Raw genomic sequence first — 23421 nt, 5'->3', positions numbered from 1 at the left:
ACCCGCCGGGCAATCCCCTACTTGCGCCATCGACTGTTTTTTTATACAGTATATGGAAATACTGTACACAACTACAGGTCGGCGCTGCGGCCGGCCACAGGAGATCATCATGGCGAACACTTTGGTCTGGGAATCGGCGGGGGCCGGATACGCGTGGGGTGGGCGCTCGCGGGCGACGTCCGCCGCGCGGGCCCGGTCAGGCCGGGGTGTCGTCTCGGCACCGGCTGCGGCGCTCCGTGCGCCCGCTCGCCGCCCGCGCAGCTACCGGCGGCCCTTGGCGTGGCGGCATCTGATTGGCCTCGCGGGCGACGTGGTCATGGTCGCGGTCTGGGCGGCCATGATCCCGGGACTGATGTGGGTGGGGGCGGCGGCTGGATTCTGACCGCGTACTGTCCTATAATCACGTGTTTATCGCATCCTCTGTCGCGGCCACAATTTTATCCAATGCCGCGGATATGATGCCTGGAGCCTAGTGTGAATCTCATCGAAACCCTGGAACAAGAAGAAATCGCGCGCCTGTCCGCGGGCCGCACGATCCCCGAATTCGGCCCCGGCGACACCGTCGTGGTCAGCGTGAACGTTGTCGAAGGCGAGCGCAGCCGCGCCCAATCCTACGAGGGCGTCGTGATCGGCCGTCGCAATCGCGGCCTGAACTCCGCCTTCACGGTACGCAAGATCTCCTCTGGCGAGGCCGTGGAACGTACGTTCCAGCTGTATTCGCCGCAGATCGCCAGTATCGAGGTCAAGCGCCGTGGCGATGTGCGCCGTGCTAAACTTTATTATCTGCGCAGCCGTACGGGTAAGGCCGCTCGCATCAAGGAAAAGCTGGTCCGCAAGGCCGTCTGATTCCTCTGCGATCGTCCGTGTCAAAGGCACCCGACCGGGTGCCTTTGTCGTATCCGGAGCGTCATGCCGCTGACTCAACCTTCGCCTGTTCATCGCGCGGCGGCCTTCGACCCGAAGGCCCAGCCGGTGGTGCCGGGCGCATCGCTGCCCAGTCTGCCATCCGCCTATCTGACCCTGGACCACATTCGTCGGGCCTTCAGCCAGCCTTCGCCCTGGGAGGTCGAACCGCTGTTTGCCAAGGCTTTTGAACCCGAGCAAGCGGCGCATGCACGGGCACGCCGCGCGGCGGTATTGATGCCGCTGGTCCAGCGGTCCGACGGCCTTCATGTGGTGTTTACCCGCCGGTCCGAACATCTGCACCATCATGCGGGCCAGATCAGCTTTCCCGGCGGATGCATCGAGTCGGGCGATGCCGGACCGGTGGCCGCCGCGCTGCGCGAAACGGATGAGGAAATCGGGGTGGACGCTCATTTCGTCCGGATTCTCGGGACGCTGCCCACGCTGTTGACCACCACAGGGTTCCTCATGACCCCCGTAGTCGCCGAACTCGAGACGGGGTTTCGCATTCGCCCGCAGGACAGCGAGGTTGCCGAAGTGTTCGAGGTGCCCCTGGTGGTGCTGATGGATCCCTCCCGCTACGAGCTGCGGCACCTTCGGAGCCAGAGTGTGGAGCGGTATTTCTACGCGATCCCCTGGGAAACGCATTTCATCTGGGGAGCGACGGCGACCCTGGCGCGCAATCTCTACCACTTCCTGGCGGCTTCGTTCTCGGCCAATATGCGCTGATACAGGGCGTGGCGCTCCGGCGTGATTTCGCCGCGAGCCATCGCCGCCAGTACGCCGCAGCCCGGCTCGTGGCGATGTGTGCAGTTGTAGAAGCGGCAATCCGTGATGACCCGTGTGAATTCCGGAAAGCCCTGTTCGATTTCGTGCTGGGTCAGGTGCTGCAGGCCGAAAGCCTGGAAACCAGGCGAGTCGATCAGATCGCCGCCACCGGGCAGCGGGTACAGGCGTGTCTGGGTCGTTGTGTGCCGCCCGGTGCCCAGCGCCCTGGAATGTTCCTGGGTGGCTGCCTGGGCGCGGGGCACCAAGGCGTTGAGCAGCGTGGATTTGCCCATGCCGCTTTGCCCCAGCAGCAGCGTGCTGCGTCCCTGCAGCCAGGCGCCCAACCGGGCGTGGACCTGCTCCGCATCCAGCGCGCACAGCTCCACGATGGGGACCCCCAGGGCGGCGATGGCCCGCAACCGTTCCCGCGCACCGGCGATGGTGGGCAGGTCGGCCTTGTTCAGTGCGATCCGCACGGGGATCCCCGCGCTGCCAGCCGCCACCAGCGCCCGGCCCATCAGGTCCGAGGAGAATTCCGGCTCCGGGGCGACGATCAGAAGCAGCTGATCCAGGTTGGCGGCGAATTGCTTGCTTCTGGAGGCGTCGGACCGATAGAGCAGATTGCGCCGGGGAAGAATTTCGGTGATGACGCCTTCGTCGCGCCCTTCTGGCAGGACCCGCACCTGGTCGCCGACCGCCGGGCCGGCCTTTTTGCCCCGTGTGTAGCAGTGGCGCAGCTCGCCGGGTCCGAATTGCACGCCGTAGTGGCGCCCGTGGGCGGCGATCACGCGGCCCTGGCGAGCAGTCTCAGGCATCGTGCAAGTGCGCAATGCGCACCGCTGCGGAGGGGTGGCTGTCGTACCAGGCCGAATGTAGCGGGTCCGATGTCAGCGTGGCGGCGTTGTCATCGTAGAGTTTCACCAGCGCGCTGCCCAGTGGAGCGGCGCCGCATCGATCGACGGCGTAGCGGTCGGCCTGGAATTCGTCGCGCCGCGAGAGCAGGCTGGCGACGGGTGTCACCCAGAACGTGAATACAGGCATGACCAGCATGAACAGCACCAGCGCCAGGCCATCGTTCGGACGCCCCAGTTGGGGAAGCACGCCCAGCCCGGTGTAGAACCACACCTGTGTGGCAAGCCAGGCCAGGACCTGCAGCAGCACCCCGGCCGTGATGAAGCCCAGCAAGATGCGCCGCAGGATGTGATGGTGGGCAAAGTGGCCGAGTTCGTGTGCCAGCACCGCCTCGACCTCGTCGGTGTTCAGCCGCGAGAGCAGCGTATCGAAGAACACGATGCGGCGATGCCGGCCGAATCCCGTGAAGTAGGCATTGCCGTGCGCCGACCGGCGCGAGCCGTCCATGACGAACAGGCCGGACAGACCGAAGCGGCATCGCTGTGCCAGGCTATGGATGCGCGCGCTCAGTTCGGGGTCGTCCAATGGGGTGAAGCGGTTGAACAGTGGAGCGATGAAGCTGGGGTACAGCCACAGGACGAGCAGATTGAAGGCGACCCAGACCCCCCACGCCCACCAGGCCCAATCCCTGCCCGTGGACCCCATGACCCACAGGATCGCAGCAAGTAGCGGCACCCCCAGGACCAGCGTCACGGCCAGCATCTTGAGCGCATCAGTCACGAACAGCCGCGGCGTCATGCGGTTGAAGCCGAAGCGCGCCTCTACATGAAAGGTCTTCCAGGCGGAGAAGAGCAGGCCAACGGCGCCCAGCAGAATCAGCACCACGCCGACCAGCGCCATCTGGCGCCAGAGTTCGGATTCGATCAGGCGTCCCAGCCAGAGGTCGATCGCCTGCAGTCCGCCCAGCAGTGTCAGGGCCAGCAGAACGGCCGCTTCGATGATCCGCTCGATCACGGACAATTGGGTGCGAGCCACCGTGTAGTCGGCGGCACGCTGGTGGCTGTGCAGTCCGATGCGCCCGGCAAAGGCCTCGGGGATGTCGTCGCGGTGAGCCAGTACGTGACGGATCTGCCGCCTGGCGAGCCAGTAGCGCACCAGCAGGTCCGCGAGAAGGCAGACAAGAAACAGGATAGTCAGCAGGTCCATGCAGCCAGTGTGCGAAAATCGGTGTTTTGCAAGCAAGGATTATAGGGTATGGCTGCGAATGATCAGCGCCTGATCTGGCTGGATATGGAAATGACGGGCCTGGACCCGGAAAAGGAGCGCATCATCGAGATTGCGCTCATCGTGACGGAAGCGGATCTGACCGTCGTGGCGCAGGCTCCCGTGCTGGTCATCCACCAGAGTGACGCCGTGCTGGATGCCATGGACAAATGGAACCAGTCCACGCATGGCAAAAGCGGCCTGATCGGGCGCGTGAAGGCCTCGACCCTGACCGAGTCGCAGGCGGAGGATATCCTGCTGGAATTCCTCAAGCCGCTGGTCCCGTCCGGCAAGTCTCCCATGTGCGGCAACACCATCGGCCAGGACCGCCGCTTCATGGTGAAGTACATGCCGCGCCTGGAGGCTTTTTTCCATTACCGCAATCTGGACGTCAGCACGTTGAAGGAGCTGTCGTTGCGCTGGAAACCGGAGGTCTATCGCAGCTTCGTCAAGGCGGGCAAGCACGAGGCGCTGGCCGACATCCAGGAATCCATTGACGAACTCAAGCACTACCGTGAACATTTTCTCAAGCTCTGACGGGGCGAGGCAGCGTGTCCGGGCCCGGCCCTTGCTCGCGCCGGGGCGCGCCGTCTGAGGAGAAGCCATGAACGCGCCAGCCATTGCCGGCATTGGGACGGACCTTCTGCGGGTGGCGCGGGTCGAGCGCATCTATGCCCGCCACGGGGAGCGGTTCGCACGTCGGGTACTGGGAATCGACGAGCACCAGGTTTACGAGCGCAGGCGCCTGCGGGATCCGCGCCGGGGGATCCTGTATCTCGCGACGCGATTTGCAGCCAAGGAGGCCTTTTCCAAGGCGATCGGCCTGGGGATTCACATGCCCATGACTTGGGCGCGCGTGCAGATCCTCAATCGTCGTGGAGGCGCGCCCGAAATCCACCTGGCGGGACCGCTGGCCGATTGGTACGATGCCCGCTTTGGGGCTGCCCATGTCTCCATGACCGACGAATCCGATATCGTGGCCGCGTTCGTGGTGGTCGAGGCGCGGCCGCTGCTGTGAGTTCCGGGAGACTCTGATGACGACAAGGATGGCGCCGGGTCCGGTGATGGTGGATGTGGCGGGGCTCGACCTGAATGGGGCGGAGCGCAGCCGGCTCAGGCACCCCCAGGTGGGCGGGGTGATCCTGTTTGCGCGCAATTTCTCCGACCGGGCGCAACTGACCGAACTGTGCGCCGCGATCCATGCGGCGCGCGACGAACCGCTGCTCATTGCGGTCGATCACGAAGGCGGGCGCGTCCAGCGCTTCCGCACCGATGGGTTCACGCCCATTCCCGCGATGCGCTCCTTGGGACGGTGGTACGAGCGAGATCCGCACGAGGCGCTCGGGGCTGCCACAGACATCGGCTTCGTGCTGGCCAGCGAGCTGCGGGCGTGTGGCGTGGATTTCAGCTTCACGCCGGTCCTGGACCTGGATTATGAGGTCAGCGAGGTGATCGGCAACCGCGCCTTCCACTCCGATCCCGCCGTTGTCGCCCTGCTGGCCCGGGCGCTGGTGCTGGGACTGGCACGCGCCGGGATGTCCGCTTGCGGCAAGCATTTTCCCGGCCATGGTGCCGTGGCGGCCGATTCCCACGTCGATATCCCCGTGGATGACCGCAGTCTGGACGAGATCCTGGAGGCGGATGCGGCCCCGTACCGCTGGCTGGGGGACCTGTGCCTGCCGGCCGTCATGCCCGCGCATGTCATCTACCCCCAAGTGGCTCCGGAGCCCGCCGGTTTTTCCCGCCGTTGGGTAACCGACATCCTGCGCGGACAGTTCCAGTACGACGGGGTGGTTTTTTCCGACGATCTCACCATGGAAGGAGCCCGTGTGGCGGGGGACATCCACGCCCGCGCGCAAGCCGCTCTGGCGGCGGGCTGCGACATGGTGCTGGTCTGCAATCGTCCGGATCTGGCCGATGAGCTGTTGGCCGGGCTGGCCGACCGTGCGCTGGATGTCCAGTCGGTGCGCCGGATCCGGCGCCTCATGCCTGCCCGTCCGGCCCCCGACTGGATAGGCCTGCTGTCCGATACGCGATATCTCCGTGCCCGAAGCCTTCGATCTGAAAACCTTTCTGGCTGACCTGCCCCATTTGCCAGGCGTCTATCGGCACATCGATGCCGATGGCGAAGTGCTTTATGTCGGCAAGGCGCGCGATCTCAAGCGTCGCGTGAGCTCCTATTTCCGCAAGACCGGCCATGGCCCGCGCATCGAGCACATGCTGGCCCGGGTGGTGCGCACCGAGATCACCGTCACGCGCTCGGAGGCCGAGGCGCTGATCCTGGAAAACAACCTGATCAAGCGCCTCAAGCCCAAATACAACATCCTGTTCCGGGATGACAAGTCTTATCCATACCTCATGATCACGGACCATGAGGCTCCGCGCATCGTGTATTACAGGGGCAGTACGCGTGGCAAGGGCCACTTCTTCGGACCCTACCCGAATTCCTGGGCCGTGCGCGAAACTATCCAGATCCTGCAGAAGGTCTTTCGCCTGCGCACCTGCGAAGACAGCGTCTATGCCCATCGGACCCGGCCTTGCCTGCTGCACCAGATCGGGCGCTGCTCGGCGCCTTGTGTGAATCTCGTCTCGCCGGAGGCCTATCAGGCGGACGTGGACCGCGCGATCCGTTTTCTCGAAGGCCGTACGACCGAGGTCATGCAGGACCTCGAGTCGCGCATGATGGCAGCGGCGGCCCGTGAGGAATTCGAGCAGGCCGCTGCGTTGCGCGACCAGATGCGGGCGCTGGCCAATGTGCTGCAGCAGCAGACCATGGAGCAGGTCGGGGATGATAGCGTGGACGTCATCGCCGTTGCCATTGCCGGCGGCCGGGTGTGTGTGAATCTGGCGATGGTCCGTGCCGGCCGGCACCTGGGTGACAAGCCCCTGTTTCCCACGCAGACCCAGGACGAATCCGCCGAGGAGGTCCTGGCGGCGTTCGTGGCCCAGCATTACGCCGACAATCCTGCTCCTCCGGTGCTGGTATGCTCGCACCCATTGGCGGAGCCCGAACTGGTCGAGCTGCTGGCGCAGCAGCAGGGGCATGGCATCCGGGTGCTGATTCGGCCACAGGGCATTCGGCGGACGTGGCTGGAACAGGCGGAGCGGAACGCGCGGCTGGCGCTCGCGCAGCGCCTGACGCAAAGCAGCGCGCGCGAAGCCCGCACCCTGGCGCTGGCGGAAGAACTGGATCTGGATACGGACGAGGATTCGCTGGAGGCGCTGCACATCGAGTGCTTCGACATCAGCCATACCGCCGGCGAGGCGACCCAGGCGTCGTGTGTGGTCTACGAGCACCACGCCATGCAGCCGTCCCTGTACCGCCGCTTCAACATTGCGGGGATTACGCCGGGCGACGACTATGCGGCCATGCGCCAGGCCCTGAATCGGCGCTATGCGCGCGCAGCGGACGATCCAACGCTCATGCCGTCCATCGTGCTCATCGATGGCGGCAAGGGCCAGGTGGAGATCGCCCGCCAGGTCTTCGTGGAACTCGGCCTGGACGTGGGCGTCATTGTGGGGGTGAAGAAGGGCGACCACCGCAAGGTCGGCCTGGAGACGCTGGTGTTCGTCGACGGCCGGCCGCCCGTGGCGCTGGGTGTGGAGTCCGCGGCGCTCATGCTGGTCGCGCAGATCCGGGATGAGGCGCACCGCTTTGCGATCACTGGCATGCGCGCCAGGCGGGCCAAGGCCCGCAATGTGTCTCGCCTGGAGGAAATCGAAGGGATAGGCAAGCAACGGCGTCAGCGGCTGCTGGCGCGTTTCGGCGGATTTTCCGGCGTGGTCGATGCCAGCATCGATGAACTGCAGACGGTGGAAGGCATCTCGGAGGAGCTCGCCGAGCGTATTTACCACGCCTTGCGCTGATAGGGGATGCTTGAGCCCCGCAGCGCTTCTCCGGCCCTCCTTGCGGTAGTATTGCATCTATCATGCCGTTCAACTTCCCCATCGCCCTGACCTGGCTGCGCATTGCCATGATCCCCCTGCTCGTGGGGCTGTTCTACCTTCCCGAGACATGGCTGGCGATGGGCATGCGCGACATGGTGGCGGCGGCAGCCTTCATCGTGGCGGCGGTGACCGACTGGCTGGATGGGTGGCTGGCCCGCCGCTGGAATCAGACCTCGGCGTTCGGCGCCTTTCTGGACCCGGTGGCCGACAAGCTCATGGTCAGTGCCGCGCTGCTCATCCTGGTGGATCTCGGCCGTGTGGACATGCTGATCGCGCTGGTCATCATCGGACGCGAAATCACGATTTCCGCGCTGCGCGAGTGGATGGCGAAAATCGGCGCCAGCAGCAGCGTGGCCGTGCATTGGCTGGGGAAATTCAAGACGGCCGCCCAAATGGTCGCGATTCCATGCCTGTTGTATTGGCAGCCGTTGTACCGCGTACCCACCCGGCTCTTCGGAGGCATCCTCATCGTGGTGGCGGCCATCCTGACGGTCTGGTCGATGTGCTATTACCTGAAAAAGGCGTGGCCCGAAATGCGGGCCCGCGTCTGATTCGGGGGGTTACCGGCCAGCGGCGTAGCCGCTTGGTTCATTGCCGCAGCGTGCGAATCTGGCCGACCGATTCCGGATCATGGTTGGCGCGCCAGGGATTGATGTCCAGCCCGCCGCGGCGGGTGTACCGCGCATAGACCAGCAGCTGCTCCGGCGCGCAGCGCCGCAGGATCTCGCCGTAGATCTTTTCGACGCACAGCTCATGGAATTCCCGATGGCGCCGCAGCGAGACGATGTATTGCAGCAGGCCGGCGCGGTCGATGCGTGGCCCCGCGTAGCGGATCTGCAGGCTGGCCCAGTCGGGCTGGCCCGTCACCGGACAGTTTGATTTCAGCAGTTCCGACACCAGCGTTTCACGTACGAAAGGAGCCGGCTGCGCCTGTTGCAGGAATTCGGGATGGGGCGCCGTCGCGGGCTCGCAGGCGACCTCCTGATCGTCGATGCAGGTTCCCTGCAGCGGCGCGCAGCTCAATTCGAAGGCGGGACGCACCGACAGAATCTCGATATGTACCGGCTTGCCGCAGGCGCGCGACAGGTCCGTGTACATGCGTTGGCGGGCGACGTCCGCGTAGTCGAAGCGCTCCTCGTTGAAGCTGTTCAGATAAAGCTTCAAGGATTTGGATTCGATCAGCCGGGGCGTGTCCATGGGAATGGTGAATCGGCCCATCGCCACGACGGGCTTGCCGTTCTTGTCCAGCCACGACAGCTCATAGGCATTCCAGATGTCCGCCCCGTGGGTGGCTTGTGGCAGATCCAGCGATGCGCGCGTCTGGGCGCGTTCGATGGGGAATAGCAGGTCCGGGTCGTAATGGTCCGAGCCGTGCGCGCTGCGTCCGAGCGGACTGTCCGCAAGAGGAGATGAGTTCATGGTCGTATTTTACGGCGCGCCCCGCCGGGGCCCACCGCCAAGCCTGCGATTTTGCATGGTGAAACGCCTTGTCCGTGATGTGGAAGCTTAATGTTGCGGCGCCACGCGTCTTGTTTCGAGAGGAGGAATTTGATTCCATTACATGAAATTATCGTTCCAATTATTTGATATAGATGACATAAATTTATTGTCATCTATAAGATATAAGTCATGTGTGCGCTGCGTCATTCTCGTAGACTGGTTCCAACGGTTTTCGATTTTTTCCACTAGGAGCAACATCATGACGACTCGCGAAAACGAAGTGCGCGCCCTCCAACGCCAATGGGCGGAAGACCCCAGGTGGCAAGGCATCAAACGCGGCTATAGCGCGGATGAGGTGGTTCGTTTGCGGGGTTCCGTGGTCGAGGAACATACGCTGGCCCGGCGCGGTGCCGAGCGCCTCTGGGCGCTGCTGCATACCGAGGATTTCGTGGCCGCGCTGGGCGCATTGACGGGCAATCAGGCCATGCAGCAGGTCAAGGCCGGTCTGAAGGCCATCTATCTGTCGGGCTGGCAGGTCGCCGGCGACGCGAACGATGCTGGACAGATGTACCCCGACCAGTCCCTGTATCCCTCCAGCTCGGTGCCGTCCGTCATCCGCCGCCTGAACAATGCGCTGACCCGGTGCGATCAGATCCAGTGGATGGAGGGCCGCAATCCCGGGGATGATGGCTATGTGGATTATTTCGCGCCTATCGTGGCGGATGCCGAGGCCGGTTTCGGCGGGATCCTCAACGCCTTCGAGCTGACGAAGGCCATGATCGCAGCCGGTGTGTCGGGGGTCCACTTCGAGGACCAGCTTGCGTCCGTCAAGAAATGTGGCCATATGGGCGGCAAGGTGCTGGTGCCCACGCGGGAGGCCGTTGCGAAGCTGGTGTCGGCCCGTCTGGCGGCCGATGTGCTGGGCGTGCCTACGCTGCTGGTGGCGCGCACCGACGCGGAGGCCGCCAGCCTGCTGACCAGCGATATCGATGAGAACGACCGGCCGTTCGTGACCGGCGAACGCACGCAGGAAGGTTTCCATCGCACACGCGCCGGGCTGGAGCAGGCCATCGCGCGGGGACTGGCTTATGCGCCTTACGCCGATCTGATCTGGTGCGAGACCTCCACCCCCAACATGGAATACGCCCGCAAGTTCGCGGAGACCATCCGGCGGCAGTTCCCCGGAAAAATGCTGGCTTACAACTGCTCCCCGTCGTTCAACTGGAAGAAGAATCTGGACGATGCGACCGTGGCGAAATTCCAGCGCGAGCTGGGATCCATGGGGTACAAATTCCAGTTCATCACCCTGGCCGGATTCCATGCCCTGAACTACAGCATGTTCGATCTGGCCTACCACTATGCGCGCTCGAACATGACGGCCTTCGTCGAGCTCCAGCAAAAGGAATTCGCGGCCGCCGACCGTGGATTCACCGCGGTGAAGCACCAGCGCGAAGTGGGCGTGGGGTATTTCGATGCCGTGACTCAAGCGATCGAGGGCGGGCAGTCTTCCACGACGGCGCTGGCCGGTTCCACCGAGGAGGCCCAGTTCGGCGCAGCCGCGGCGGCGCGGGCGGCCTGATACGGCCCGACCGTTTTACCCGCCGTCAGTCTCCGCGAGCGCCTGTAGCGCGTGCCGGTCCAGGATATGGACCTCGCGGTGCCGGACGTCCAGAATGCCGTCGCGCGTGAAGCGCGACAGAAGCCGGCTGACGGTCTCCAGCGTAAGCCCGAGGAAATTGCCGATTTCCTCGCGGCTCATGCGCAGGATGAAGGCGCTTGGGGAGTAACCCAGCGCCTGGAATCGCTCGGACAGGTTCAGGAGGAAGGCTGCAACCCGCTGTTCGGACCTCAGGCCGCCCAGCGCCAGGAGCAGAGTGTGAGAGCGGTTGATTTCCTTGCTCATCAGACGCCGCAACTGGGTTTGAAGAATCGGGAGCCGGGACGCGATCTGGTCCATCTCGTCCAGCCGGATGACGCAGACCTCGGAGTCTTCCAGAGCGATGGCGTGCGAGACCTGGGTATTGTCCATCAGGCCGTCCAGACCGAGGATCTCGCCTGGCAGCAGGAATCCCGTGATCTGAGCCTGTCCGCGCCTGTCCTGAATCTGGGTCTTGAGGGAACCGGAACGCAAGCCGTAGATGGCCTCGGAGGCGTCGCCCTGCTGGTAGAGCGCGCTGCCCTTGGGCACGCGGATGCGTTCCTTGATGAGTTCGTCCATTTTGACGATCTCGTCACGCGCCATGCCCAGCGGCAGGCAGACGGTGTTCATCATACAGGTGGAGCAGTGCGTCGAGTCGGGAGCGACCACGATGCGCTTCTGCAGGCGTGCCCGTACGGCGGGTCCGAAAGGCGATGGATGCACGATGGTTCTACCTGAAGGAAACAGGCACACCCGGGATGTCGCGGATGCGCGGCGGAGCGTCATGGGCCCCGACCGCCATTTTATGATCCAGATCAAACTTTGTGCATGGGGTAGCGGCCGATCTTGTGATTTGTCAGCTTTTTGACCGAGGAATCGTGAAAGGATTCTGACGTTCGGATACAGTGGGACATGCAAAGGGCCTGGTATCACGACAGGTCAGTTTCGAGTCACGAGAGACGGGGAAATCATGAATCTCTACAAGACCTTCATGAGGCAGGTGCTGCTTGCAGTGCTGGGCCTCGGATTGATGGCGCCAGTCTGGGCGCAGCACCATGGCGAAGCCGAGCACGCTGCCAAGAGCGGCGGCGCCGTCAGCTACCGGCCCGATGTGACGTTCACGCTGCGCACCGCGATTGCCGACGGCAAGCTGGTGTTCGTCGGCGACCGCGGCCCCATCGACAAGCAGATCAACCCCGACCTGAAGGTGCCCGAGGGCGCGGTGGTGCAGATCAATCTGATCAACGGTGACGGTGCCACCCACGATATCGCGGTCCCTGATTTCGGTGCCCATTCGGATCATCTCTCGGGCAAGGAGGCGGCCACGGCCATTGTGTTCCGCGCCGGGAAGAACGGGACCTTCGAGTACTACTGCACCTTGCCGGGCCACAAGGCGGCCGGCATGGTGGGCAAGGTGATCGTGGGTGAAGCGTCCGCGCAGCCACAGGCCCAGGCTCCACAGATCGCCCACGATCCCCACGACGTCGGCGTTCCTGTGGGCAAGCGCGCGCCACAGGACGTGAAGGTCGATCTGCTGACGACCGAGGTCGAGGGGCGCCTGGCTGACAACAGCACCTATCGGTTCTGGACCTTCAACAACAAGGTGCCCGGGCCTTTCGTGCGGGTCCGCGTGGGCGATACGGTGACGATCAACGTCACCAACGCCAAGGACAGCACCCACATTCATTCCATCGACCTGCATGCGGTGACCGGACCCGGTGGAGGCGCGGCCGTCACTCAGGTGCCGCCGGGGCAGACCAAGTCGTTCCGCTTCAAGGCCCAGCACGCCGGGCTGTTCGTGTATCACTGCGCAACCCCCATGGTCGCGCAGCACATCACCAACGGCATGTACGGCATGATTCTGGTGGAGCCCGAGGGCGGCCTGCCCAAGGTCGACCACGAGTTCTACGTGATGCAGGGTGAGCTCTACACCGCACAGCATCACGGCGCCAGCGGGCCGCAGGAATTTTCGCTGGAAAAATTGCTGGCCGAAAATCCCGAGCACGTCATGTTCAACGGATCCATGGATGCTCTGACCAAGATCTACAGCATGGAGTCCAAGGTCGGTGATACCGTGCGCATCTTCTTCGGCGTGGGAGGGCCCAACCTGACTTCCAGCTTCCACGTCATCGGCGAAGTCTTCGATCGCGTGTATGACCAGGCGTCACTGACGAGCAAGCCGCTGACGGATGTACAGACCACCCTGGTGCCGCCGGGCGGCGCGACTATGGTGGAGTTCAAAACCGACTTCCCGGGCCGCTATCTGCTGGTGGACCACGCGCTATCGCGCGTGGAAAAGGGCGTTGGAGGGTTCCTGACGGTCAAAGGCAAGGCCGACCCGGACATCTTCCATAGCGACGAGCCCATCGACCCGCACTCGGGTCACTGATCCTCGACAGGGAACCGCGTTTCGGAGCTCCCCTGCTGATAGACCACGACGCACTCCCGACCGCGCTCCTTGGCCCGGTAGAGTGCGTCGTCGGCCGCATGCAGCAAGGCGGCGGCGGTCTGGAAGTACGACGTGCCCTCCATGTGCGTCGCAATGCCGGCCGAGAACGTCACGGTGCCGCTGGCACCGCTTCGCGTATGGAAGGGCGTGTCGCGCACGCTGGCCAGCATGCGCTGCACGATCGCCGTGGCCTTGAAGGTCCCGGTCTCCGTCAGGACCACCACGAACTCCTCGCCGCCATAGCGAGCCACCGTGTCCGTCTGGCGGGCCTCGCCCTGCAGGCGCTGCGCGACGGAGGCCAGCACCTGATCGCCGATGGCATGCCCGAAGGTATCATTGATGGCCTTGAACCGGTCCACGTCGATGAAGGCCACGCTCAGCGGCAGATGCTCCCGGGTCGCACGGCTGAATTCGCGCTCCAGGGCCGCATCCAGGTAGTTGCGGTTGTAGAGGCCGGTGAGTGAGTCGCGCTGGGTTTGCGTCTCCAGGGTGGCGATCCGGGCTTCCAGCTCCTGGGTGCGGGTGGCCGGATCCGCTTCCTGGGAAAGTTGCAGATTTCGCACCGCCAGCAGTTCGCGGGCGCTTTCCTCGACACCGCGGATCATGCTGGGATCCACCAGCTGGGTCTCGAACAACGCCTCCATCTCGGGGATTTTCTGAATCATCGCGGTGATGACGTCGCGGTAGCTTTCCAGGCTGATGGCCAGCAGCTTGTAGACACTGTCATGCGCGCCCTCCAGCGCATCGGGCATGGATTGTTCCTCCAGCCAGGCGTCCGCGATTTGCGCGGCAGCGGCTACGTACAGGGGAAGCTGGCCGCCTTCGACCGCAAGGTTCTCATGCGACAGCATCAGTGTTTCGTGGCTGAGCCAGGCCGATTCGCAGACACGATCAGGGAGACCCCAGATTTTCAGCAGGTGGGCTCCCGCCTGCGCGTGGGTAAAGCCGAAGCGCACCGCTTCCTGGGCCAACAGATCCTTGTGGGTCGGGCTCTTGCGGTACAGCGCCGCATAGGTGTCGCCGAACATCGCGTCCATGGCCAGCACGCCGATGTCCTGCAGCAGTCCGGCAAACAGGAAATCCTCGGGTTGCAGCTCGTCCATCTCGGCCGCAATGGTCCGGCAGGCCAATGCCGTCAGCAGGGCGCGCCTCCAGTAGGCACTGGTGTCGAATCCGGAACTGTGCGGCTGGGTCAGACATTCGCGCAGCGAAAAGCTGAGCGAGAGCGCGATGGTGGCATTCAGGCCCAGCAGGCCCATCGCCTGGGAAAGGTTGGAAATGCTGCGCCGGCGCCCATAGAACGATGAATTGGCCACGCGCAGCAGCTTGCCGGCCAGTGCCGGGTCGTAGGTGATCTGCTCGGCGAACTGATCCAGGGTGGCCGTATCGTCCCCTGCCAGCTCGACCAGTCTCAGGGCGACGGCGGGCAGCGTGGGCAGCCGTTTGCAATATTTCAGTCGCGCGGTCAGATCCGGCACCGCCTGGGGGTTTGTCACGTTTTATTTCCTTTTCCACCCGGTTTTCGTATTGTGAAGGTGTTCCTGGTGTTACAGGTGGTCTTACATGCACAACTGAGGGTGATTTTGATGAGGCTGCGGCCGGATGCGGCCGGGATGTTGTGAGAACGCAACCAGTGCAGGGCGTTGATCCGGATCCCGGGATGCACAAGCTCAGTGTTGGGGAGTGCGCGCGAGTCCCGCCTTGCCGGGCAAATGGGTGTGAAAATCCGGCTTGGAATTTAGGTCCCGCGTGTGCTAGCATCGATGCATGCACGCGATTTCGTACTTTTTCAGCTTTTTTACGTTTCCAATGCCGCTGGCGGAGGAAGGGAATCGTTGCATCAACAGGTAGTCGAAAATTTCCCAGAAAGCCGCCGGCGGTGCCAGGCGGCTTTTTTATTTGCCCCCGCATGCATCCGGTCCAACAGGAGCTTTACCGTGTCACACAATACTGACGACATCCGCATCCGAGAGATCCGTGAGCTGGCCCCCCCGGCGCATGTGATGCACGAATTTCCCTGCACGTTGGCCGCCTCGGCCACAGTGCATGGCTCGCGTCAGGCCGTGCACGACATTCTCCATGGACACGGGGATCGTCTGGTCGTCGTGATCGGTCCGTGCTCCATTCATGATCCGCAGGCAGCCATGGAGTATGCCCGGCGTCTGGCCGAACAGCGCATACGCTACGCGAACGACCTGGAAATCATCATGCGCGTCTACTTCGAGAAGCCGCGCACCACGGTGGGCTGGAAGGGGCTCATCAACGATCCCGCGCTCGATGGCAGCTTCGACATCAACCAAGGCCTGCGCACCGCGCGGCGGCTCCTGCTGGACATCAATTCGCTGGGGCTGCCAGCCGGCTGCGAGTTTCTGGACATGATCACGCCGCAGTACATCGCCGATCTGGTGTCCTGGGGCGCCATCGGCGCGCGCACCACCGAAAGCCAGGTCCACCGCGAACTGGCCTCGGGGCTGTCCTGCCCCGTGGGCTTCAAGAACGGTACCGACGGCAATACGCGCATCGCGGTCGATGCCCTGAAGGCTGCTGCGCACTCGCACTATTTCCTGTCGGTGACCAAGGGCGGACGCTCGGCCATCGTCTCCACGCGCGGCAATGAAGACTGCCACGTCATCCTGCGCGGCGGCAAGGCCCCCAACTACGAGGCCGAACATGTACAGGCGGCGGCGGAAGCGTTGGAAAAGGCCCATATGCGGCCGCGCGTCATGATCGACGCCAGCCACGCCAACAGCAACAAGGACTACACGCGCCAGCCTCTGGTGATCGAGGACATCTGCGCTCAGGTCGAGGCGGGCGATTCCCATCTGTTCGGTGTCATGGTCGAGAGCCATCTGGTCGGCGGCCGCCAGGATTTGGTAGCGGGCAAGCCTCTGGTGTATGGTCAGAGCATCACGGACGGCTGTGTGGACTGGGACACGTCGGTGGCGCTGCTGGATCGCCTCGCGCGCGCCGCGCGGGGCCGCCGCGAGCGCCTGTCGAGTGCCGAGCCGGCCGCCAATGCCGCCTGATCGCTGGCTCGCAAACTGACCCTTTCGTGGACGAAGATGGATACCTTGCATGTTGTGCAGCACGTACGGCCCTTGCCTGACGGGTTCCTGGCGGCGCTGCAGGCGCGGTTCGGCGAGCGCTGTTCGCGGGCCGAGGCCGTGCGCGGGCACCATGGCCGCGACGAGTCGCCCTATCCGCCCATGTTGCCCGATGCCGTGGTGTTCGCCCAGTCCATCGAAGAGGTTGCCTGGGCGGCGCGGCATTGTCACGACCATGGCATCGCCCTCATTCCTTATGGGGCGGGTTCCTCGCTGGAGGGCCACGTGCTTGCCGTGCAGGGCGGTGTATGCCTGGACCTGTCGGGCCTGAACCGGATCCTGAACGTTCACGCCGAGGATTTCACCGCGACGGTGCAGGCGGGTGTCACGCGCAAGCAGTTGAATGAAGCGCTGCGCGATACGGGGCTGTTCTTTCCGATCGATCCGGGCGCGGATGCCAGCCTGGGCGGCATGTCGGCCACGCGCGCCTCCGGCACCAATGCCGTGCGCTACGGCACCATGCGTGAAAACGTGATGTCGCTGAAGGTCGTGACGGCGGACGGCCGGGTGATCGAGACGGCCAGCCGCGCGCGCAAATCTTCCGCCGGCTATGATCTCACGCGACTTTTCGTGGGCAGCGAAGGAACGCTGGGCATCATCGTCGAAGTCACGGTACGGCTGTATCCGCAGCCTGAGGCCGTGTCGGCCGCCATCTGCAATTTCCCGACGCTGGACGCGGCGGTCAACAGCGTCATCGAAATCATCCAGATGGGGATTCCGGTGGCGCGTGTCGAATTCATGGACGAAGGGGCCGTGCGGGCGACCAATCGTTATAGTCACCTGACGCTGCGCGAGTCGCCATTGCTGCTGTTCGAATTCCACGGCAGTCCGGCGTCGGTGCGCGAACAGGCGCAGTCCGTCCAGGACATCACCCGAGAGCATGGCGGCCTGGACTTTCAGTGGGCCGAGCATCCCGAGGACCGCAATCGCCTGTGGACGGCCCGTCACAACGCCTACTTTGCCGGACTGCAGCTGCGGCCTGGCTGCCGGTCGAGCACGACGGACGTCTGCGTGCCCATTTCCCGCCTGGCGGAATGCGTCCTCGAGACGGCGCGTGAACTGGATCAGGCGAGTTTCCCGTACACCATCGTCGGCCACGTGGGAGACGGCAATTTCCACGTGCTGATGCTGCTGGATCCCGATGACCCCGACGAATGGGCGGAATCCGAGCGGATCAACCATCGGCTGGTGGATCGGGCCATTGCCATGGATGGCACCTGCACGGGCGAACATGGCGTGGGACTGCACAAGCAGGTTTTCATGCGCGCCGAGCACGGCCAGGATGCGCTGGACGTGATGGCGTCCATCAAGGCAGCCCTCGACCCGCACAACATTCTCAACCCGGGCAAAATCCTGCCCCCGGCCGCGGCCGACTGAATCAGGAAATCGTGATGGATACTGCGGCGAGTGCCATGGTGGACCAGTCTGTCGAGCCGGACTTTGCGGGCTTTCTGGCCAGGATCCGGCCGAGTGTGCCGGACCATTGCATCCTGAGCCGGCCGGATCAGACGCGCGCCTACGAGGCCGACGGTTTGCTGCTCTATCGGGAGCGTCCGCCGGTCGTCGTGCTGCCCGAGACCGAGGCCCAGCTCGTGGTGGTCCTCAAGGCCTGTCGCGAGTACAACGTGCCCGTGGTGCCGCGCGGCTCCGGCACGGGGTTGTCGGGCGGCGCGACACCCCATCCCCGCGGCGTGCTGGTGGGGATGGCCAAGTTCAACCGGATCCTGCGGCTGGATCCGGAAGCCTGCGTCGCCGTGGTGGGGCCCGGAGTGCGCAATCTGGCCATCTCGGAGGCTGCCGCGCCGCTGGGGCTGTATTACGCGCCTGACCCGTCCAGCCAGATCGCCTGCTCCATTGGCGGCAACGTGGCCGAGAATTCCGGCGGGGTGCACTGCCTGAAGTACGGCCTGACCACGCACAACGTCCTGCGGGTGCGTTTCGTGACCATCGACGGCGACGTCGTCGAACTGGGGGGCGAGGCACCCGATTCCCCGGGCCTGAACCTGCTGCAGTCTTTCATCGGTTCCGAAGGCATGCTGGGCATGGTGACCGAAGTCACCGTGAAGCTCATTCCCCGGCCCGAGCTCGCGCGCGTCGTGATGGCGAGCTTTCCCAGTGTGGAACTTGCTGGGGAAGGGGTGACGCGCATCATTGCCGACGGCATCATCCCGGCGGGCCTGGAACTCATGGACAAGCGGGCCGTCAACATGGTCGAGCCGTTCGTCCAGGCAGGTTATGACCTGGAGGCCGAGGCAATTCTGCTGTGCGAATCCGACGGCACGCCCGACGAGGTCGCCGAGGAAATCACGCGAGTGGAGAGGCTGCTGCGCGAAGTGGGTGCCACCCGTCTGCAGACCTCCACCACCGAAGAGGAACGCCTGAAGTTCTGGGCCGGGCGTAAAAACGCCTTTCCAGCGGCCGGGCGCATCTCGCCGGACTACTACTGCATGGACGGGACGATCCCGCGCCGCCATCTGGGGCGTGTGCTCGCGGCGATCACGGACATGGAACAGGAATTCGGCCTGCGCTGTTCGAACGTCTTCCATGCTGGCGACGGCAATCTGCACCCGCTCATTCTGTTCGATGCCAATTCCCCCGACGAGGTCCGGCGGGCCGAGGCGTTCGGGGTGGCGATTCTGGAACTGTGTGTCCAGGTCGGCGGCACCATCACCGGCGAGCACGGCGTGGGCATCGAGAAAATCGACCAGATGTGCACCCAGTTTTCCCGCGAGGAACTGGACGCGTTTTCGGCCTTCAAGCGTGCGTTCGACCCGTACGGGCTGCTCAATCCGCTCAAACTCATCCCGACGCTGGTGCGGTGTGCCGAGTACGGCAAGATGCACGTGCATGGGGGCCAGATTGCCTTCCCCGACATTCCCCGTTTCTAGAGCAGACCCATGGAATATGTTCTTTCTGAGTTGAGCGAGCAGGTCGCCACGGCCCGCGCGGCCAAGCGCACGCTGCGGATTCGGGGCGGCGGCACGAAGGCCTTCTATGGCAATCCCTGGCCTGGGGACGAAACGGCTGGCTGGCTGGACCTTGCGCCTTATTCCGGCGTGATCACCTACGAGCCGTCCGAACTGGTTCTGACCGCTCGTTCGGGGACGCCACTGGCCGAGATCGAGGCGCTGGTCGCCGGCCAGGGACAAATGCTGGCCTTCGAGCCGCCGCGATTCGGCTCGGGCGGCACGCTGGGCGGGTGCGTGGCCGCGGGCCTGTCGGGCCCGCGGCGCATGGCGGCCGGGGCAGCGGCCGACTTCGTGTTGGGGACGCGCCTGCTCGGGGCCGACGGCACCGTACTGCATTTTGGCGGCGAGGTCATGAAGAACGTGGCCGGCTACGATCTCTCGCGCCTGCTGGCGGGATCTCTGGGGATCCTGGGTGCCATCGTCGAGGTCTCCCTCAAGGTCGTGCCCAAGCCGCGCACGGAAGTCACCACGTTGCTGGAGCTGGACGAGCGGCGGGCGCTCGAGCAGTGCTTGCAGTGGCGCTCCCAACCGCTGCCCATTTCGGCCACCGCGTGGATCGGTGACGGAGTGGGCCGCGGATGTCTCTCCGTGCGCGTGTCCGGCAACGAGTCCGCCGTGCGGCAGGCGCTGGTCCGCATCGGGGGACAGACCCTGCTGGAGGCCGACGCGGACGCGTTCTGGACCGGTCTGCGCGATCAGACGCATGCGTTCTTTCGGCAGACGCCGCTGTGGCGGGTGGCGCTGCCGCCCAAGGCGCCCGCGCTGGATCTGGGCGCCACGCTGCACGAATGGGGCGGGGGGTTGCGCTGGCTGGCGGGGCCCCAGGATGCCGCCGCGCTACGAGCCCGGGCGCAGGCCCTGGGCGGCTCCGTTTGCCTGTATCGGCGTGGGGATGTGCCGGCCGACGTGCCAGCTTTCCATCCGCTGACGGCGGGCCTCTTGCACATTCACCAGCGGCTCAAGCAGGAGTTCGACCCTGCCGGGATCTTCAATCCCCACCGGCTGATTCCCGAATTTTAAGGACCGATTCAAGGACCCCTCATGCAAACCCAACTCGCAGACTGGGCTCAGGATACCGATTTCGGCCGTGAGGCCGAAGAGATCCTGCGTCGCTGCACCCACTGCGGCTTTTGTCTGTCGGCTTGCCCCACCTATCAGATCTTGGGCGACGAGCTGGACAGTCCTCGCGGACGCATCTACCAGATGAAACAACTGCTGGAGGGCGTGGAACCTACCTACGTCACCCAGCAGCATCTGGATCGATGCCTGACCTGCCATGCCTGTGAAACGGTTTGTCCTTCGGGCGTGAAATACGGCGAACTGGTGGACATCGGTCGCCAGGTGATCGCGGACCGCGTGAAACGGCCCTGGCGGGAACGGCTGCTTCGGACGGTGCTGCGCCGCCTGATGGGCTCACCCGCGTTCAAGTCGTTGTACGGGGTGGGGCGCTGGTTGCGGCCGGTACTGCCTGCCGCTTTGCGGGCCAAGATCACGGTGGCCCGGGCCGCCGGCCCGCTGCCGCGGTCTCGGGAGCGCCACCCTCGCCAGGTACTGATGCTGGCGAACTGCGTGCAGCCGGCCATGATGCCGTCGATCGACGCGGCTACCCTGCGGGTGCTGGATGCCGTCGGTGTGGGTGCTCGCTACGCGGCGGGGTCGGGCTGTTGCGGGGCCATCAACTTCCACCTGGATGCTCAGGAAGCGGCGCGCGACCAGATGCGGCGCAACGTCGATGCGTGGCTGCCGCTGCTGGAGTCCGGCGCAGTCGAGGCCGTCATCGTGAATGCGTCGGGCTGCGGCGGCATGATCAAGGACTACGGCCGCCACCTTGCGCATGATCCCGACTATGCGGAGCGCGCGCAGCGGCTCATGCCCTATGTGAAGGACATTGCGGAATTCCTGGCGCCGATGGCGCAGGAGCTCCGGGCCAAAATGCCGTCGGCTCCCGGACGCTGCGCCTTCCATGCCCCCTGTACCCTGCAGCATTGGCAGGGACTGCGTGTCGTCACGGAACGCCTCCTGCGCGACCTGGGATTTGATTTGCAGGACTTTGCGGAATCGCAGATGTGCTGTGGGTCGGCCGGCACTTATTCCATCACCCAGCCGGAACTCTCCCTGTCCCTGCGGGACCGCAAGCTCAAGGCCATTCAGGAGACGCTGCCGCAAACCATTGTTTCGGCGAACATAGGGTGCATCTGCCATCTGCAGGGCGGCACCGAGACGCCGGTGCGTCATTGGATCGAATCCGTGGACGAGGCCATGCGTGGCTGAGCATCGGTCCGGGCGCGGTGCGCGCGTGGTGATCGGCATGTCGGGCGGGGTCGATTCCTCGGTCTCGGCGTGGCTGTTGAAGCAGCAGGGCTATGACGTCGTCGGACTGTTCATGAAGAACTGGGAAGAGGACGACGACAGCGAATACTGCTCGTCGCGCCAGGATTGGCTGGATGCGGCCAGCGTGGCGGATGTGGTGGGGGTGGACATCGAGGCCGTGAACTTTGCGGCCGAGTACAAGGACCGCGTCTTTGCCGACTTTCTGCGTGAGTACTCCGCGGGACGCACGCCGAACCCGGATGTCCTGTGCAACGCCGAGATCAAGTTCAAGGCCTTCCTGGATCATGCGATGGGCCTGGGCGCGGACTACATTGCGACGGGGCATTATGCCCGCGTGCGGCATGTCGATACGCCGCACGGGGTGCGTAGCCAATTGCTGAAGGCGGTGGACCTGACCAAGGATCAGAGCTATTTCCTGCATAGACTCAATCAGGGGCAACTGGCCAGGACACTGTTCCCGCTCGGAGAAGTCCGCAAGACCGAGGTCCGGCGCATTGCGCGGGAAATCGGTTTGCCCAATGCGGCCAAGAAGGATTCCACCGGCATCTGCTTCATTGGCGAGCGCCCGTTCCGGGAATTCCTGGGCCGCTATCTGCCCACGCATCCGGGGCCCATGCGCACGCCCGAAGGCCTGGATCTCGGGCTGCACCGGGGCCTGGCGTTCTATACCCTGGGGCAGCGCAAGGGGTTGGGCATCGGCGGCGTTCACGGCGCACAGCGCAGCGACGGCACGGCCGATGCGTGGTATGTCGCGCGCAAGGACATGGCGGCCAACGTTCTCTATGTGGTTCAGGGTCATGACCATCCCTGGCTGCTCAGCCGTACCTTGCGGGCGGAGGATGCGAGCTGGGTAGCTGGCGAGCCGCCGGTGTCCGGATCCTACGGCGCCAAGACCCGCTATCGGCAGGCAGACGCCGACTGCCGGTTCATGGCGGCGGACGATGGCGCCTTCGACGTGACATTCGAAGAAGCCCAATGGGCCGTGACACCGGGCCAGTCAGCAGTACTCTACGAGGGCGACGTGTGCCTGGGGGGCGGCATCATTGCCTGACCGGGATGCCGGGGAGCCTGGCCCGGCTGGCCGTGGCGTGCGGCAGGTGGGTATTCAGGCGGCCGGCGGACGGGTTGCGATGAACGAGGCCCGGGTTTCGAGCTTCTCCACCAGTCGGGCCAGGTTGGCGTGGTGCGGGCGCCAGTCCAGATCGGGGTTGCGCAGATCCAGATAGGCCAGCGCTGTGCCCACGGCGATGTCCGCCAGACACAGATTGACGCCACAGCAGTAGGCCTGTTCGCCCAGGAGGCTGTTCATGTAGTCCAGCGTGGCGTGGATCTTGTCCATCTGGCGGGCCGTCCAGGCGGGATCCTGCAAGGCCTCGGCGCGTCGATGCGTTTCGATATAGGCTGCTGCGCAGGCATCCATCACGCCGTCCGCAGTCGCTTCCCAGCGTTTGACTTCCACCCGCTCGCGACCGGGAGGCGGGATGAGCCGGCCCACTGGCGAGAGCGTGTCCAGGTATTCGACGATCACGCGGGAATCGAAGATCGCGCCGTTTTCGTCGAGAATCAGGCAGGGGACCTTGCCCAGGGGGTTATGTGTCTTGACCTGCGTCGCATCCCCCCAGGGATTGTCGAGAATCAGCTCGTAGTCGAGTTTTTTCTCGGCCAGCACGATACGGACCTTGCGGACGTAGGGGCTAGTCAGGGAACCGATCAGTTTCATGGCACAACGAGGTAGTCTAAGGCTCAAAAAGTATA

The 23421-nt window shown here is 64.4% G+C and carries 22 protein-coding genes; 16 read left to right on the top strand and 6 right to left on the bottom strand.

From position 1 onward, the window contains the following. The first annotated feature begins 109 nt into the window (after positions 1-109). The 3 genes from ACVCMJ_RS06265 to ACVCMJ_RS06255 all read left to right on the top strand — a co-directional run bounded on the left by ACVCMJ_RS06265 (position 110) and on the right by ACVCMJ_RS06255 (position 1632). Complete coding sequence (locus ACVCMJ_RS06265; RefSeq protein WP_447080574.1) at positions 110-382, top strand: hypothetical protein; 273 nt, start codon at positions 110-112, stop codon at positions 380-382. Between the two features lie 92 nt (positions 383-474). Beyond that, positions 475-846 carry a 50S ribosomal protein L19 gene (gene rplS, locus ACVCMJ_RS06260; RefSeq protein ID WP_447080573.1) on the top strand — a complete coding sequence of 124 codons (372 nt, stop codon included), beginning with the start codon at positions 475-477 and terminating at the stop codon, positions 844-846. A 63-nt stretch (positions 847-909) separates the two neighbouring features. Further along, complete coding sequence (locus ACVCMJ_RS06255; protein WP_447080572.1) at positions 910-1632, top strand: CoA pyrophosphatase; 723 nt, start codon at positions 910-912, stop codon at positions 1630-1632. Here ACVCMJ_RS06255 and rsgA read toward each other — a convergent pair. Both rsgA and ACVCMJ_RS06245 read right to left on the bottom strand, forming a co-directional pair. Next, complete coding sequence (gene rsgA, locus ACVCMJ_RS06250; RefSeq protein WP_447080571.1) at positions 1590-2486, bottom strand: ribosome small subunit-dependent GTPase A; 897 nt, start codon at positions 2484-2486, stop codon at positions 1590-1592. The two genes, ACVCMJ_RS06255 and rsgA, sit on opposite strands and share 43 nt — an antisense overlap. Further along, the gene (locus ACVCMJ_RS06245; RefSeq protein ID WP_447080570.1) at positions 2479-3729 is read right to left on the bottom strand and encodes a M48 family metallopeptidase; all 1251 of its coding nucleotides are present in this window, start codon (positions 3727-3729) and stop codon (positions 2479-2481) included. Before ACVCMJ_RS06245 ends, rsgA begins: the two co-directional genes overlap by 8 nt. Positions 3730-3777: 48 nt before the next feature. Between ACVCMJ_RS06245 and orn the strand changes: the two genes are divergently transcribed. The 5 genes from orn to pgsA all read left to right on the top strand — a co-directional run bounded on the left by orn (position 3778) and on the right by pgsA (position 8285). After that, a complete protein-coding gene (orn, locus tag ACVCMJ_RS06240) occupies positions 3778-4323 on the top strand; it encodes an oligoribonuclease (protein ID WP_447080569.1) in 546 nt (181 codons plus the stop codon). A gap of 67 nt (positions 4324-4390) precedes the next feature. Next, complete coding sequence (acpS, locus tag ACVCMJ_RS06235; protein WP_447080568.1) at positions 4391-4804, top strand: holo-ACP synthase; 414 nt, start codon at positions 4391-4393, stop codon at positions 4802-4804. 16 nt (positions 4805-4820) lie between these two features. Then, positions 4821-5867, top strand: a complete 1047-nt coding sequence (gene nagZ / locus ACVCMJ_RS06230; RefSeq protein ID WP_447080567.1) for a beta-N-acetylhexosaminidase — start codon at positions 4821-4823, stop codon at positions 5865-5867. Next, positions 5830-7653 carry an excinuclease ABC subunit UvrC gene (uvrC, locus tag ACVCMJ_RS06225; protein ID WP_447080566.1) on the top strand — a complete coding sequence of 608 codons (1824 nt, stop codon included), beginning with the start codon at positions 5830-5832 and terminating at the stop codon, positions 7651-7653. The genes nagZ and uvrC overlap by 38 nt, the downstream gene beginning before the upstream one ends. Before the next feature lie 62 nt (positions 7654-7715). Continuing rightward, positions 7716-8285, top strand: a complete 570-nt coding sequence (pgsA, locus tag ACVCMJ_RS06220; RefSeq protein ID WP_447080565.1) for a CDP-diacylglycerol--glycerol-3-phosphate 3-phosphatidyltransferase — start codon at positions 7716-7718, stop codon at positions 8283-8285. Between the two features lie 37 nt (positions 8286-8322). Here pgsA and queF read toward each other — a convergent pair whose 3' ends face one another. Continuing rightward, positions 8323-9153 (bottom strand): NADPH-dependent 7-cyano-7-deazaguanine reductase QueF, encoded by an 831-nt coding sequence (queF, locus tag ACVCMJ_RS06215; RefSeq protein WP_447080564.1) that lies wholly within the window; start codon positions 9151-9153, stop codon positions 8323-8325. Between the two features lie 280 nt (positions 9154-9433). Between queF and aceA the strand changes: the two genes are divergently transcribed. After that, positions 9434-10753 carry an isocitrate lyase gene (aceA, locus tag ACVCMJ_RS06210; protein WP_447080563.1) on the top strand — a complete coding sequence of 440 codons (1320 nt, stop codon included), beginning with the start codon at positions 9434-9436 and terminating at the stop codon, positions 10751-10753. A 15-nt stretch (positions 10754-10768) separates the two neighbouring features. Here the strand turns inward: aceA and ACVCMJ_RS06205 are convergent, their stop codons facing one another. Next, positions 10769-11497, bottom strand: a complete 729-nt coding sequence (locus ACVCMJ_RS06205; RefSeq protein ID WP_447082689.1) for a helix-turn-helix domain-containing protein — start codon at positions 11495-11497, stop codon at positions 10769-10771. A 286-nt stretch (positions 11498-11783) separates the two neighbouring features. Between ACVCMJ_RS06205 and nirK the strand changes: the two genes are divergently transcribed. Then, on the top strand, positions 11784-13202 hold the full coding sequence (gene nirK, locus ACVCMJ_RS06200) for a copper-containing nitrite reductase (RefSeq protein ID WP_447080562.1): 1419 nt from the start codon (positions 11784-11786) through the stop codon (positions 13200-13202). Here the strand turns inward: nirK and ACVCMJ_RS06195 are convergent. After that, positions 13196-14758 carry a sensor domain-containing diguanylate cyclase gene (locus ACVCMJ_RS06195; protein ID WP_447080561.1) on the bottom strand — a complete coding sequence of 521 codons (1563 nt, stop codon included), beginning with the start codon at positions 14756-14758 and terminating at the stop codon, positions 13196-13198. The genes nirK and ACVCMJ_RS06195 overlap by 7 nt on opposite strands. 441 nt (positions 14759-15199) lie before the next feature. On the opposite strand from ACVCMJ_RS06195, the gene aroG reads away from it, so the two are divergent. From aroG to mnmA, 6 genes are read left to right on the top strand one after another with little or no spacing between them, the layout of a single operon-like run. Beyond that, complete coding sequence (gene aroG, locus ACVCMJ_RS06190; protein WP_447080560.1) at positions 15200-16288, top strand: 3-deoxy-7-phosphoheptulonate synthase AroG; 1089 nt, start codon at positions 15200-15202, stop codon at positions 16286-16288. A 36-nt stretch (positions 16289-16324) separates the two neighbouring features. Next, positions 16325-17743 (top strand): FAD-binding oxidoreductase, encoded by a 1419-nt coding sequence (locus ACVCMJ_RS06185; RefSeq protein ID WP_447080559.1) that lies wholly within the window; start codon positions 16325-16327, stop codon positions 17741-17743. A gap of 35 nt (positions 17744-17778) precedes the next feature. Next, positions 17779-19254: an FAD-linked oxidase C-terminal domain-containing protein gene (locus ACVCMJ_RS06180; protein ID WP_447082688.1), complete on the top strand. Its 1476-nt coding sequence runs from the start codon at positions 17779-17781 to the stop codon at positions 19252-19254. A 9-nt stretch (positions 19255-19263) separates the two neighbouring features. Next, positions 19264-20355 carry a glycolate oxidase subunit GlcE gene (gene glcE / locus ACVCMJ_RS06175; protein WP_447080558.1) on the top strand — a complete coding sequence of 364 codons (1092 nt, stop codon included), beginning with the start codon at positions 19264-19266 and terminating at the stop codon, positions 20353-20355. Between the two features lie 21 nt (positions 20356-20376). Continuing rightward, the gene (gene glcF, locus ACVCMJ_RS06170) at positions 20377-21606 is read left to right on the top strand and encodes a glycolate oxidase subunit GlcF (RefSeq protein ID WP_447080557.1); all 1230 of its coding nucleotides are present in this window, start codon (positions 20377-20379) and stop codon (positions 21604-21606) included. A gap of 37 nt (positions 21607-21643) precedes the next feature. Further along, positions 21644-22717 carry a tRNA 2-thiouridine(34) synthase MnmA gene (mnmA, locus tag ACVCMJ_RS06165; RefSeq protein ID WP_447082758.1) on the top strand — a complete coding sequence of 358 codons (1074 nt, stop codon included), beginning with the start codon at positions 21644-21646 and terminating at the stop codon, positions 22715-22717. A 54-nt stretch (positions 22718-22771) separates the two neighbouring features. Here mnmA and ACVCMJ_RS06160 read toward each other — a convergent pair whose 3' ends face one another. Beyond that, on the bottom strand, positions 22772-23386 hold the full coding sequence (locus ACVCMJ_RS06160; RefSeq protein WP_447080555.1) for a glutathione S-transferase N-terminal domain-containing protein: 615 nt from the start codon (positions 23384-23386) through the stop codon (positions 22772-22774). Between the last annotated feature and the right edge of the window lie 35 nt (positions 23387-23421).

The sequence above is a fragment of the Castellaniella sp. UC4447_H14 genome (assembly GCF_052978285.1).
The sequence above is the reverse complement of the archived record's forward strand: the minus strand, read 5'-3'. Positions and strand labels throughout refer to the sequence as shown.

Bases quoted from the DNA above. Each gene is read 5' to 3' on its own strand.
- ACVCMJ_RS06265 (WP_447080574.1), top strand. From the start codon at position 110: ATGGCGAACACTTTGGTCTGGGAATCGGCGGGGGCCGGATACGCGTGG.
- ACVCMJ_RS06255 (WP_447080572.1), top strand. From the start codon at position 910: ATGCCGCTGACTCAACCTTCGCCTGTTCATCGCGCGGCGGCCTTCGAC.
- rsgA (WP_447080571.1), bottom strand. From the start codon at position 2,486: ATGCCTGAGACTGCTCGCCAGGGCCGCGTGATCGCCGCCCACGGGCGC.
- ACVCMJ_RS06245 (WP_447080570.1), bottom strand. From the start codon at position 3,729: ATGGACCTGCTGACTATCCTGTTTCTTGTCTGCCTTCTCGCGGACCTG.
- orn (WP_447080569.1), top strand. From the start codon at position 3,778: ATGGCTGCGAATGATCAGCGCCTGATCTGGCTGGATATGGAAATGACG.
- acpS (WP_447080568.1), top strand. From the start codon at position 4,391: ATGAACGCGCCAGCCATTGCCGGCATTGGGACGGACCTTCTGCGGGTG.
- nagZ (WP_447080567.1), top strand. From the start codon at position 4,821: ATGACGACAAGGATGGCGCCGGGTCCGGTGATGGTGGATGTGGCGGGG.
- pgsA (WP_447080565.1), top strand. From the start codon at position 7,716: ATGCCGTTCAACTTCCCCATCGCCCTGACCTGGCTGCGCATTGCCATG.
- queF (WP_447080564.1), bottom strand. From the start codon at position 9,153: ATGAACTCATCTCCTCTTGCGGACAGTCCGCTCGGACGCAGCGCGCAC.
- aceA (WP_447080563.1), top strand. From the start codon at position 9,434: ATGACGACTCGCGAAAACGAAGTGCGCGCCCTCCAACGCCAATGGGCG.
- nirK (WP_447080562.1), top strand. From the start codon at position 11,784: ATGAATCTCTACAAGACCTTCATGAGGCAGGTGCTGCTTGCAGTGCTG.
- ACVCMJ_RS06185 (WP_447080559.1), top strand. From the start codon at position 16,325: ATGGATACCTTGCATGTTGTGCAGCACGTACGGCCCTTGCCTGACGGG.
- ACVCMJ_RS06180 (WP_447082688.1), top strand. From the start codon at position 17,779: ATGGTGGACCAGTCTGTCGAGCCGGACTTTGCGGGCTTTCTGGCCAGG.
- glcE (WP_447080558.1), top strand. From the start codon at position 19,264: ATGGAATATGTTCTTTCTGAGTTGAGCGAGCAGGTCGCCACGGCCCGC.
- glcF (WP_447080557.1), top strand. From the start codon at position 20,377: ATGCAAACCCAACTCGCAGACTGGGCTCAGGATACCGATTTCGGCCGT.
- mnmA (WP_447082758.1), top strand. From the start codon at position 21,644: ATGTCGGGCGGGGTCGATTCCTCGGTCTCGGCGTGGCTGTTGAAGCAG.
- ACVCMJ_RS06160 (WP_447080555.1), bottom strand. From the start codon at position 23,386: ATGAAACTGATCGGTTCCCTGACTAGCCCCTACGTCCGCAAGGTCCGT.